Source organism: Aquirufa beregesia (assembly GCF_011090385.1).
GTDB lineage: Bacteria > Bacteroidota > Bacteroidia > Cytophagales > Spirosomataceae > Aquirufa > Aquirufa beregesia.
In genome coordinates, this window is the sequence record NZ_SEWW01000001.1 from 798584 (window position 1) to 811650 (window position 13067).

12 protein-coding genes are annotated in these 13067 nt (G+C 38.2%); 9 read left to right on the plus strand and 3 right to left on the minus strand.

The window, feature by feature from the left end; genetic code table 11:
• Window positions 1-25 precede the first annotated feature (25 nt).
• Complete coding sequence (locus EWU23_RS03490; protein ID WP_166228838.1) at window positions 26-1258, minus strand: hypothetical protein; 1233 nt, start codon at window positions 1256-1258, stop codon at window positions 26-28.
• An 8-nt stretch (window positions 1259-1266) separates the two neighbouring features.
• Window positions 1267-1866, minus strand: coding sequence for a Crp/Fnr family transcriptional regulator (locus EWU23_RS03495; protein ID WP_166228840.1), 600 nt, complete (start codon window positions 1864-1866; stop codon window positions 1267-1269).
• A gap of 241 nt (window positions 1867-2107) precedes the next feature.
• Here EWU23_RS03495 and EWU23_RS03500 point away from each other — a divergent pair, with 241 nt between their 5' ends.
• From EWU23_RS03500 to EWU23_RS13955, 9 genes are all read left to right on the plus strand, one after another.
• Complete coding sequence (locus EWU23_RS03500) at window positions 2108-2587, plus strand: c-type cytochrome (RefSeq protein WP_166228842.1); 480 nt, start codon at window positions 2108-2110, stop codon at window positions 2585-2587.
• A 23-nt stretch (window positions 2588-2610) separates the two neighbouring features.
• Window positions 2611-4590 (plus strand): Sec-dependent nitrous-oxide reductase, encoded by a 1980-nt coding sequence (gene nosZ, locus EWU23_RS03505; protein ID WP_166228844.1) that lies wholly within the window; start codon window positions 2611-2613, stop codon window positions 4588-4590.
• 62 nt (window positions 4591-4652) lie between these two features.
• Window positions 4653-5213, plus strand: a complete 561-nt coding sequence (locus tag EWU23_RS03510; protein WP_166228846.1) for a fasciclin domain-containing protein — start codon at window positions 4653-4655, stop codon at window positions 5211-5213.
• Window positions 5214-5228: 15 nt separating this feature from the next.
• Window positions 5229-6227: a nitrous oxide reductase accessory protein NosL gene (locus EWU23_RS03515; RefSeq protein ID WP_205753060.1), complete on the plus strand. Its 999-nt coding sequence runs from the start codon at window positions 5229-5231 to the stop codon at window positions 6225-6227.
• The gene (locus EWU23_RS03520; RefSeq protein WP_166229041.1) at window positions 6224-7471 is read left to right on the plus strand and encodes a nitrous oxide reductase family maturation protein NosD; all 1248 of its coding nucleotides are present in this window, start codon (window positions 6224-6226) and stop codon (window positions 7469-7471) included. The genes EWU23_RS03515 and EWU23_RS03520 overlap by 4 nt, the downstream gene beginning before the upstream one ends.
• The gene (locus EWU23_RS03525; protein ID WP_166228848.1) at window positions 7468-8166 is read left to right on the plus strand and encodes an ABC transporter ATP-binding protein; all 699 of its coding nucleotides are present in this window, start codon (window positions 7468-7470) and stop codon (window positions 8164-8166) included. Before EWU23_RS03520 ends, EWU23_RS03525 begins: the two co-directional genes overlap by 4 nt.
• Before the next feature lie 6 nt (window positions 8167-8172).
• Entirely contained in the window at window positions 8173-8940 is a 768-nt protein-coding gene (locus EWU23_RS03530; RefSeq protein ID WP_166228850.1) for an ABC transporter permease subunit, read from the plus strand.
• A 9-nt stretch (window positions 8941-8949) separates the two neighbouring features.
• A complete protein-coding gene (locus EWU23_RS03535) occupies window positions 8950-9384 on the plus strand; it encodes a CopD family protein (RefSeq protein ID WP_166228852.1) in 435 nt (144 codons plus the stop codon).
• 10 nt (window positions 9385-9394) lie between these two features.
• Window positions 9395-9736 (plus strand): DUF6370 family protein, encoded by a 342-nt coding sequence (locus EWU23_RS13955; RefSeq protein ID WP_205753061.1) that lies wholly within the window; start codon window positions 9395-9397, stop codon window positions 9734-9736.
• Window positions 9737-9761: 25 nt separating this feature from the next.
• On the opposite strand, the gene EWU23_RS03545 is transcribed toward EWU23_RS13955, so the two are convergent.
• Complete coding sequence (locus tag EWU23_RS03545; protein WP_166228854.1) at window positions 9762-12980, minus strand: PAS domain-containing protein; 3219 nt, start codon at window positions 12978-12980, stop codon at window positions 9762-9764.
• Between the last annotated feature and the right edge of the window lie 87 nt (window positions 12981-13067).

Below are 13067 nucleotides of genomic sequence, written 5' to 3' on the forward strand. Positions count from 1 at the left end.
TACTATTATCCGTAAATAAACATGGTCAATTTTGAATTAAATTTTGTCTAAATTTTTGACTCAAAAATACGCCTAACGCTCCTAAAAACATCAAAATAGCTACTCCAAACAACAGTTCATTGCTGAAGGAGATTTGTACTAAATTCAAAAAGCTCATTCCTTGCAGCATCAGAATCAGTTCATTGAGTAAAATCCCTCCTATAAATAATCCTAATGCTAACTTTAGAAAATAATTATATTGGATGTATCCTTTCCACCTAGCATATCCCAAAACAAATAAGCTCACGACCCCTAACAGTACTAAATGCAAATAAGCAATGACTACAGGCCTAAATCCAAAGGCATATTCACTCAAACTTGGGATAATGGAGAGTAATTGTAAACTAAATTTTAAGCTGGTCGCCAATGCCACCAAAATCCATAAAAACCAAACCGTAGCGGGCAGGCCCTGCTTTAGTTGTGAATGATTTTTCCTCACTTGAAAAAGCCAATAAAACCACGCCAAAAACTGTAGCAGGGCTGCTATAACCAGTATAAAATACCCAAACACGGGTAATTTGGCCCACATGATGGATAGCAGATAGGCAGGCGCTAAACTTGCAGCGAAAAGCCAAAATACAGGCCTTGAGTGGGCTAATTTGATTCCTACATGATCCAAAAAATAAGTAAATAGACCTAAGCAAGAGAAGATAAAATAACCATTGTATTGAAAATGTAAATAGTAATATACCGAGGCTAAGTATTTCTCTGGATGGTTGATTTTATTGGACATCAAATAGGCCAAAAAAATGGTTCCTAAGGAAGATAAGACATTAAAAATGATACTGGCTTGGATATAATAATCAGCAGTGGAGGATACTTTGCTTTGACGCAAGAAGGACCAAACACGAAAACAAAATAGGAAGTTTATAGCCGTGCTTAAGGTAGAAAAAAGGATGGAAATGGGACCATAGCCTTGATAAACAAAAGCAAAAAGCATAAAAAATGCCACTAGGCTATTCCAGGCAAGTAAATGACTAAATTCAAAAGGCCCTTTACCTTGATTTCTTTCCTTCAAAGTAAAGGCTAGTAAAGTCATGATCATTTGACCTACCCAAGCCGAAAAGGCAAAATGAGAGTGTCCGTGCAACAGGTGTTTTTGATGAATTAATGGAAAGGAGAAGGCAATTTTATATCGAAGCAAGACACCCAATAGGGCCACTACCACTAGATTAAACAAAGCTACTTGCAACCAAAAATTTGCTCCCTTCCCTTTCATGCTTTTACCTATTCAAACAAAAAAACTTTTCGATTTTCAATTTTCAATTTTCCCTCCAAATGTAAATTACGGATAACACGAATGACGGTTTCTACTCTCAGACCAGTAAAATCGGCGATTTGTTGACGAGTCAAATGCACCAGATGGTCTTCCAATGAAACGTATTGCTGAGTGTCCTTCAAGTAATTCAGAACCGCCACTACTAGTTTTTCTGGCTCATTGCTGGTCATTTCTTTCAGCATAAAAAACTTAAAGCGCAGGTGCTGGGATAAGCGTTTAGATATCTCAAAATGGATATCTGGATGGTCTTTCAACATGGCATGAAAAGCCGCTTTGGGCAGTCGAATCACCGTAGATTTAACCAAGGCAAAAGAAGAAGCAGCAAAAGGACCATCATCAAACAAAGGCATCTCTCCCAAACTTTCTCCTGAATTGATCAATCTTTGTAAGTACTCTTTACCATCATCGGTAATATTGACCCACTTCAATTGACCCTCAACAACCTGGTAATAAAACAGGCATTCCGTTCCCTCCGAAAAAAGGATCTCATTTTTTTCTAAAGTACGGTAAGTACCTCCCCAAGAAACCAACAATTTTTCGTCAATCATGATTGAAAATTTTAGCGAAACAAGTGTATTCTGATGAGTTCAAACATGAGCTAAATCATACCAATTTATGATTAAAATCACATTTAGGCAAATATGCCGAAAACCAATTCAATTCGTTGATTTTCAGTAATTTAACACATGCACTATATATACGTATAGGCTCAAACGTAAGCTTTATGACTGCACGCATAAAGTTCAAGAAATATGGGCTCTAACATTGTCCCAACAAAAAATTAAAACAATGAAAACAGTAACAATGATGCTTGCCCTGAGCCTTTGGCTATCATCCTGTGGAAGTAATGAAGGATCCAGTGCTTCCGCGGATTCAAGTGCCCAAGCTGCCTCCTCTGAAAGTGCAGGAGGAAACCCCGATTATGATCCTAAACGTGGTACTGGAAAATTCACGGATGTGGTCATCAGTCCGACCCTCGACAAAGCTTTAGCTGAAAAAGGAAAAGCGACATCCGATGTAAAATGCGGTAGTTGTCACAAATTAACCGATGAAAAATTAGTTGGTCCAGGTTGGAAAGGAGTGACTAGTCGACATACACCTGCTTGGATTTTGAATTTCATGACCAATACAGATGAAATGATCAACAAAGATCCAGTGGCTCAAGCTCAGCTTGAAATATGCCTAGTAAGAATGCCCAATCAAAACTTAAGTGACGATGAGGCTAAATCACTCTATGAGTACATGCGTCAAAACGACGGCGTCAAATAAATTTCAACCAAATAATTAAGCACATGAAGACTAATTTAACCAAAATCCTAGCTCTCTTGATGCTTGCCGGATTGACTATTCAATCCTGTAAGCCTAAAAATGCAGGAAATGCTTCTTCCTCAGGTTCTGCGGAAAAAGCCTACGTTGCCCCAGGTAAATATGATGAATTTTACAATCTAGTTTCCGGTGGTTTCTCTGGACAAATGAGTGTCTATGGACTACCTAGTGGTCGGTTATTCCGTGTTATACCTGTTTTTTCTGTTGACCCAGAAAAAGGTTATGGCTACAGTGAAGAAACAAAACCTATGTTGAACACTTCTCATGGATTTGTGCCTTGGGATGACCTTCACCATACAGAACTTTCTCAAACCAATGGAGAAGTGGATGGTCGATGGGTTTTCGGAAATGCCAACAACACTCCTCGTGTAGCGCGTATTGATTTAGCAAGCTTTAAAACAGCTGAAATCATCGAATTACCGAATAGTGCAGGTAATCACTCCTCTCCTTTCATCACGGAAAACACGGAGTATGTGGTGGCAGGTACTCGTTTCTCCGTACCACCCGATAATGCCAATGGCGATATTCCAATCAATACCTACAAAGAAAACTTTAAAGGGTATATCAGTTTCATCTCCGTGAAAAAAGAAAGTGGTGAAATGGATTTGGCTTTCCAAATTGAATGTCCAGGAGTAAACTTTGACTTGAGTCATGCTGGAAAAGGCAAATCCAATGGATGGTTCTTCTTTAGCTGCTACAATACAGAACAAGCCAATACACTATTAGAAGTAAATGCTTCTCAGCGTGATAAGGACTTTATTATGGCAGTCAATTGGAAAAAAGCAGAAGAGTACATCAAAGCCGGAAAAGCGAAACGCATAGCCGCTAAATATGCCCATAATAAGTACAATGAGAAAACTCATACGGCTACTTCGGAAATGAAAAAAGATGTCTTAGTATTAGATGCTAAAGCATTAAAAGATATCTGCTATTTCATTCCTTGCCCTAAATCTCCTCACGGATGTGATGTGGATCCAACTGGAGAATACATCGTTGGTTCTGGAAAGTTAGCTGCCTTAATTCCTGTATTTAGCTTTGACAAAATGTTGAAAGCCATAGAGGGAAAACAGTTTGATGGTAGCTTTGAAGGTATTCCTGTTATTAAATATGAAGCCGCATTATATGGCGAGGTGAAAAAACCGGGACTTGGACCATTGCACACAGAATTTGACGGAAAAGGAAATGCCTATACTACCTTCTTCGTATCTAGTGAAGTGGTTAAATGGAATATTAAGGATTTGAAAGTGCTGGATCGTGCACCAACCTATTATTCTGTGGGTCACTTATGTATCCCTGGTGGAGACAGCAAAAAACCAAATGCCAAATACCTAATTGCTTATAATAAAATTACCAAAGATCGTTACTTGCCTACTGGTCCAGAGTTGACTCAAAGTGCACAATTGTATGATATCAGTGGTGATAAGATGGAGATGATTCTCGACTTCCCTACCATAGGTGAACCTCACTATGCACAAGCTATATCTGCGGATTTAATCAAAGACCGTTCCATTAAGTTCTACAAAATCAATGAGAATGAGAACAAGTATGTAACCAAAGGTGAAGGTCAAGCCAAAGTGGTCAGAGAAGGCAATGTGGTCCATGTGTACATGACATCCATTCGTTCTCACTTTGCTCCGGACAACATAGAAGGGATCAAAATGGGTGATGTGGTGTATTTCCACGTGACCAACCTAGAGCAAGATTGGGATGTTCCTCATGGATTTGCCATCAAAGGTGCCACTAATGCAGAATTATTAATTATGCCAGGTGAAACCCAAACCATGAAATGGGAACCTGATAAGGTAGGTATCTTCCCGATGTACTGTACTGACTTCTGTAGTGCATTGCACCAAGAAATGTCTGGATACATTCGGGTATCTCCAAAAGGAAGTAAGGTTCCAATCAGCTATAGTTTAGGTAAAACTAAAACCATAGCTAAAAACTAAACCAACTGGGAGAGTATGGCTTTCCATACTCTCCCTTTTCCTCCATTAAAATTTGAACCATTATGAAAATTTTATCCATAACTATTTTAGCTGCTATGTTTATGTTAACAGCAGCATGTTCAAGCTCGGAAGCAGATTCTTCTTCCAATACAACTGAAACGACCACAGTTTCAGGTGGTCAAGAAAATGTCAAAGATGATGATTCACAACAAGATGTAGTGAAGGTTGCTGTGGGTTCTAAAGATCATAGCACTTTAGTGGCTGCATTGAAACAAGCGGATTTGGTTACTTCCTTATCCAATGCAGGTCCTTTTACCGTTTTTGCGCCCACCAATGTCGCTTTTGATAAGTTGGATAAAGCTACCTTAACTGCCTTAATGACGGATGAGAAAAAAGCTGATTTACAAAATATCCTTCAATACCATGTAACCGTTTCTGCGCTTAAAGCTGATTACTTACAAGATGGACAAGTATTGGGCATGGTGAATGGTGACAATGTTACAGTAAGTGTGAAAAATGGCAAAATTACCCTTAACAACTCAGCTACAATTATTGCATCCGTACCTGCATCCAATGGCATCATCCATGTGATTGATGGAGTTCTATTGCCTCCTAGTAAATAGTTTAAATTGCCTAACATGAATACGCAACAAATGAAAAAACCAGCACGCATGCTGCTGTTCATCTCCTCTATTTTATTACCCTTTGTGGTTTATTTACCCATCTGGAAAATTGAATTAGATGCTCCCCAATATCCGGAAGGATTGAGCCTTCAAATTCATGCCAATGATATCCGAGGAAACGTTGATATCATCAATGGTCTGAACCACTACATAGGAATGAAGACCATGCACAAAGAGGACTTTATAGAATTTACAGTATTGCCTTATATCATCTTGGGGTTTTCCATTTTGTTTTTCATCGGGGCATGGGTAAACCGTAAAAAAGTACTCTATTTTCTGTTTTCAGCCTTTGTCTTGTTTGGTGTGATTGCCATGGTAGATTTCTGGAAATGGGAATACGATTATGGTCATGATTTAGATCCGAATGCCGCCATTCAAGTACCGGGTATGGCCTATCAGCCTCCGCTCATTGGTTTCAAACAACTATTGAATTTTGGAGCTTATTCCATACCCGATGTGGGTGGTTGGATATTTATTGGTATTGGTTTGATGTTACTGACTGGGGTCATTTTGGAATGGCGTAATTCCAAAAACCCCAGATCAGTTTTATCCATCCTTCCCCTCTTATTCTTTTTACATGGTTGTAGCCTAGAAGTCAAACCCATTCAAGTAGGTCGAGATAGTTGTCATTTTTGTAAAATGGGCATTAGTGATATTCGATTCGCATCTGCCTTACTAACGCAACAAGGAAAGACCTACCCTTTCGATGACCTTAAGTGCTTGTTGAATTACCTACAAATCAATAAGGAAACACAGGTCAAAGACATTTATGTTAGTAACTTCTCTGGAAAACATGAATTAGTCCTTGCCTCTCAAGCCTATTTTATTTCCAGTCCTTCCTTGGGAAGTCCCATGACAGGCAATTTTGCAGCCTTTGTAGATAAAAATGAATTAATCAAAAACAACCAAGCTTTAGCTGGAGAAGAAAAAACTTGGGAAAGTATTCGCCAATGATTGCCCCTAAAACTTACCTCATCTTATTCCTTTTAATCTCCATTTTTCTTCCCTCTGCCCAAGCTAGCATTTGGCATGTAGGAAAAAATGAACGGTTTAAAAACGTAGCTGACGCCATTCAGCACGCCCAAGTTGGTGATAGCATCTTGGTTAAAAAAGGCGTCTATCATGAGCATAACCTCATCATCGATAAGGCCTTAAGCATCATTGGACAAGGCTTGCCTATTTTGGACGGAGAAGGAAAATATGAAGTCCTTTCCATCAAAGCTTCACATGTTACCATACAGGGTTTTCATATCCGCAATTCAGGCATTTCTAGTTTAAAAGATTTGGCTGGTATCAAAATCTACGATTCTCAGCATGTACAAATTATCAATAACTTAATTACCAACTCCTTCTTTGGGATATATGTTCAATATGGCAAACATTGCACCATCAAAAATAACCATATCATTGCCTATGGTGTAGAGGAGCAACAAAGTGGCAATGGCATCCACTGCTGGAATAGTAGCTATTTACAAATCCAAAATAACCTCATCACGGGTCACCGCGACGGAATATATTTTGAATTTGTCACTCATTCAATCATCAAAAACAACCGTTCTTTCCGTAACCTCCGCTATGGCTTACACTTTATGTTTTCCAATAATGACACCTATATTTCCAATGTTTTTACCAACAATGGTGCTGGGGTAGCGGTCATGTTCTCCAATCATGTCAACATGTTTTACAACACCTTCCACCAAAATTGGGGAGATGCTTCATACGGTATTTTACTCAAAGAGATTTCAGATGGTATCATTCAAGGAAATCATTTTGAAAAAAATACGACTGGCATCTATTTAGAGGGAGTAAGTCGGGTTAAAATGACACGAAACACCTTTTCCAATAATGGCTGGGGACTTAAAATTCAAGCCAGTTGCCAAGACATGGCCATCCATCACAATAATTTCATGAACAACACCTTTGATGTGAGCACCAATGGCACGCTGGTTCTGAACAATTTTAATGGTAATTATTGGGATAAATACGATGGCTATGATTTAAACCGAGATCACATTGGAGATGTACCCTTTAGACCCGTTAGTTTATTTTCCATCATTTTAGAAAAAAACCCAACCACACTCATCATGTTCCGCAGTTTCATTTCTGCCTTGATGGACAAGACCGAGAAACTAATACCTAGTTTAACTCCAGAACAATTAAAAGATCAATTTCCACTCATTAAACCGGTCCAATTATGATTATCACTGAACATATCTCTAAGCGTTTTGGAAATCAGCAGGTACTCAATGATGTACATATCACTTGTCGACCAGGAGCTTGCATTGCCTTGATTGGTCCAAACGGGAGTGGAAAAACGACCTTAATCAAAAGCATTTTACAAATGGTAATTCCTGATACGGGGAAAGTCCTTTTTCAAGGAGAAGATATTGCTGGTCAATGGTCCTACCGGGGAAAAATCGGTTTTATGCCTCAAATGACCCGCTATCCAGAAAACATGAGTGTTGGGGAAGTCATGTCCATGATGATTGATATTCGGAAAGATCAAAAAGACCTAGATGAAGAATTGATTGAACAATACCACTTAAAAGAAATATACCCTAAAAGGATGGGGACTCTATCTGGAGGAATGCGTCAAAAAGTGGGGGCTTGCCTTGCTTTTTTATTCCAACCAGATATCCTGATTTTAGATGAACCCACAGCGGGATTAGACCCTCTTTCTTCCGAAATACTAAAACAGAAAATTCTGAAAGAGAAAGCTAAAGGTAAATCCACCATCATTTCATCCCACGTGCTGAGTGAATTGGATGAAATGATCACGGAAGTCATTTACATGCAAGATGGTCAGGTCTTATTTCAAAAAACCTTAGAGGATTTACAGCAAGAAACACAAGAAGTGAAATTATCCAAAATGATTGCCAAAATCATTGCTTAAAAGCCCATGAATAAGATATATAAACATGTGATTGCCGACATTATCCGAAATCGGATTGTCCTTTTTTATACCCTCATTTTACTGCTTGCTTCATTGAGTGTATTTAGCTTAGAGGATACCTCTTCGAAAGGTCTACTGAGTATGTTGAACATCATACTCATGATTGTTCCCTTGGTCTGTTTGATATTCTCAACGATATATATGTACAATAGTAGTGAATTTATTGAACTATTACTTAGTCAACCCTTACAAAGAAACGCCATTTGGTGGAGCCTGTTTATTGGATTAATCACAGCCCTGGGACTAGCATTTTTTGTTGGAGCAGGAATAGTCATCCTCATATTTGAACCTAGTTTTCTAGGATTGATGCTCGTGATTTGTGGCCTATTATTGACCTTCATTTTTACGGCCATTGCCCTATTGGCAGCCGTTCTGACCAAGGACAAAGCCAAAGGAATTGGCCTTTCTATCATTCTCTGGTTATTTTATGCCATTATTTTTGATGGTATTGTCTTATTCATGCTATTCCAATGGGCCGACTACCCCATTGAAAAATTTATGATACTCATTAGCATGCTTAACCCTATAGATTTAGCACGCATTTTAATTCTCATGCAAATGGACGTTTCTGCTCTGATGGGATACACTGGAGCCATTTTCAAAGATTTCTTCGGCACTTCGGGCGGAATTGCCATTTCATTTGGCACCTTGATATTATGGATAATGATTCCTTTTATCTGCTCCTTGCGCTATTTTAAAAAGAAAGACTTATAAATAAAAAAGATGCTATACCATACTTTACTCTTGTTGCACTTGATTGGAGCCTGTATTTGGGTGGGAGGCCATTTACTATTGAGCTTGCAAATTGTACCCAAGGCCTTATTGAACAAGGATATCCAGCTTATTCAGCATTTTGAAAAAAATTATGAACCCATCGGCATACCTAGTTTGGTCGTACAGATTATCACAGGTGTTTGGATGTCCATAATTCAATATGGAATTCAATTTAGCTGGGATAACCCAATACAAAGAAATATTATTATCAAATTAAGCTTACTGGTACTTAGCCTAGTACTGGCCCTTCATGCCCGTATTTTCATCATTCCTAAGCTAAGTGTAAACAAACTGCCTTTGATGGTACTCCACATCCGATTCATCACCCTAGTTGCCCTCCTTATGGTGTTTTTCGGCTTACAATTTAGATTTGGAGGGCTTTAATAATAAGCAGATGAAAAAGATTATTTATTTCCTGATGTCATGGTTCTTTATCGGTATTGGACTTGCCTTTGTACCCAATACCAAGCCTAAATTTCTCCAATTAGACAAAAAACAAACTGTTTACACCGTAGAAGCTAGTTGTGGTTCCTGCAATTTCGAAATGCCTGGTGATGTATGCCAATTGGCCATCAAACTAGATAATAAGAAATACTATGTAGAAGGCCCCAATATCAATGATTATGGCGGAAGTCACTCTGAAAAAGGCTTTTGCAAAGTAGTGAGAAAAGCCCAAGTACAAGGCAAAATTGTCGATAACAAATTCGTTGCCAGCTATTTTAAGCTACTTCCTTAACTCATTTATTCGTGAATAGAGCATACTATTCACGAATAAATTCTCGAATTTTCTGGAGCAAATCTTGCTGCTTATAAGGCTTGGAAACATAGCCATTCATACCTATATCAAAGCATTTCTGCTGCTCCCCCACCAAAGAATGAGCAGTCATGGCTATGATTGGGATATTAGATTTCATTTCATTACGAATGTACACCGTGGCTTGATAACCATCCATTTCAGGCATTTGTAAATCCATCAGCACTAAATCATATTCTTTCTGCTTTAAGAGTTCGATGCCCTCTTTCCCATTATTAGCGATGTCCAATTGAAAACCAAAGTTGGCAATGACCGTTTTCGCCAATCGCTGATTCATTTCATTATCCTCACACATCAAGATGGTTATGGTATGATCCAAGCTTAATCCAGTACTTTCCTTTTTCTGCTGTTTCTCTATCAATTGATTCGCCTTAGTAAATTCCAAAACAAAATAGAACTCAGAACCTCTTCCTAACTGACTTTTTAATTCAATCTTCCCCCCCTGTAATTCCACTAATTGCTTGGCGATATTCAAACCTAAACCTGATCCACCAAATTTGCGGGTCGTACTAGCTTCCGCTTGAATAAATCGATCAAAGATGGTTTGAATTTTTTCCTCTGAAATACCTATGCCCGTATCCTTCACAGAAAAACGCAAACTGATTTTGGTTTCTGTTTCATGTACCTTTTTGACGGAAATGCTTACTTCTCCCTCCTCCGTAAATTTAATGGCATTACCTGCCAAATTTATGAGCACCTGATTTAAGCGCCCTCTATCCCCAATGATCACTTCTGGCAATTCAGAATCTAAATACAAAAGAAAATCAATGGCTTTTTTGGTAGCCTTTACTTTGAGCAAATCATGAACGTGTTTGAGCGATTCTTTCAGTCGGAAAGGCTGAACTTCCAATTCTATTTTGCCTGAGTCTATTTTCGATAAATCCAAGATGTCATTAATGAGCAAAAGTAAATGATCTCCTGCAGTTTGAATATTCTCTACATATTCACTTTCAGGACTCGCCAGATGATTACTTTGTAATAATTCAGTGAAACCAATAATAGCATTTAAAGGAGTGCGAATCTCATGGCTCATATTCGTCAAAAAGCTATCTTTTGCTCTCACAGCCATTTCAGCATCATCTTTGGCCTGAATCAACTCATTCTGAGCTTGCTTATGCTCGGTATAATCTTCAGCAACACCTAAATAACCAATGATTTCTCCACGATCATTATTCACACAAGTAACACCCAACCAAATTGGAATACGATTTCCAGACTTAGAAATAAGGGTCCACTCCCTGCGCTCTGGTTTTCCAGTAGATCGGGTCCTCATAACAAATGTTTCAAAACTAGGGACGAATTCGACACCATATTCTTCGCTCAGTTCGAGGTTATACTGAATCAATTCATCCATATCAAAACAAGGGATCTGACTCAAAAGCTTCTCCACAATTTCATCAAATTCATAGCCAAACAATTCCAATGTAGCTTGATTCACCTTTTTTATAAATCCGTTTACATCAGTAAAAATAATAGCCAAACTAACCCCATTAAAAATGGCTATTTGGGTGGCTAATAGATTGGAAATTTCTAAATCCTTTTCTTTTTTCTCCGTTATATCAGATTCAATAGCAATAAAATTTATCAGCTCTTGCTGATTATTGAATATGGGATTTATAGATAATTCTAACCAATATTCTCGCCCTGATTTAGAACGATTCCTGATCTCTCCTTTAAAAGCTTTACGGTTAACAATAGCCTCATTCATTGCTTGTACAGTAGTAGCATCCGAGCTTTCATACTTTAAAAAACTACCCGGTTTTTTACCGATTACTTCATCTAAAGTATATTCTGTCAACTTTCCAAAAGGATCATTCACCCATTCTATCTGACCTTGAGGGTTGGCTATAACCACAATATTATCCGTTCCTTTGGCAACCCACGATAATCGATTATTTTCTTCTATGATTTTTTTACTTGCCGTTACATCTCGAGCAATTCCATATAATTTACCTGTCTGCTCATTGGGGGAAGAATTCCAACTCAACACCTTAATACTTCCATCCTTACATTTATATCTCAATTCGAAATCTCTGACTCCTTCACCCTTCAACATCTTTGCTCGAAGGACCTCCCTCAGCGGCAAATCCTCTTCAATCACGAATGAGGCTCCTGAATGATGTAACATTTCAGATTCAGTATAACCTAAATTTCGATAAAATGAAGGACTTACCTTTTCATAAAATCCATTCATATTGGCAACCGTCAAGTAATCCTGAGATAACTCAAAAAATAACTCTAGGTCAATGGATTTGATTTTTTGCTCCGTTATATCACTACTAATGGCCAAATACTGAGTAACTTTACCATCCTTTCCTTTAAATGGAACAAAAGTGATATTCAACCAATAATTAGTGCCATCCTTAGCTCTATTCTGCATCTCCCCTTTCCATACTTCACCCGATTGAATGGTTTCCCAAAATGTATCAGATTCTGATGAAGAATCAAACTCAGGATGTAATATGCGCTTGTGATGACCAATTAACTCCTCCCTCGAATACTGACTCAAAGTACAAATTGCTTCATTGGCATAAGTAACAATTCCTTGTGCATCCATAATGAATACGGCCAATACCTCATCCAATGCCTCTTTATAACGCCCCAATTCTAAGGTAACTCGGGCCATTTTTTCCTCCGTCAATCGATTGACTTGTACCCTTAATTCTTGATTCTTAATCCTGAGTTCCAATGCACGAATAACATGCTCTGCTAGCGTATTCAATGCCTCTCGCTGTTCTATTGTCAATTCTCTAGGCACTTGGTCAATGACACACAAAGATCCAATTTGAAATCCATCTGGTGTAGTTAATGGGGCTCCTGCGTAAAATCGAATATGAGGATTTCCTGTTACCATGGGGTTATCGACAAAACGACTATCTTCTAATGCATTGGGCACTTCAAAAATTTGCTCTCCCATGATAGTATATTGGCAAAAAGAGACTTCTCGGGTCGTTTGCTTACTAGCTAAACCGATTTCTGATTTAAACCATAGGCGATCTTTATCAACCAATGAAATAAAGGCAATGGGGACTTCGCATATATAAGATACCAATGCCGTAATTTTATCGAATTCCTTCTCAGTTAAAGTATCTAAGATTTGATATTCATAAAGAGCCCTTAATCTTTCCTTCTCATTTTTAGGTACTGGATATAGATAATTTTTCATGACAAGAGTAAATTCATTAGACACAATAGAAAAGAATATTCTAATGTAACCATTACAATAGTATTATTACTAAAAAAATGGTCGAAA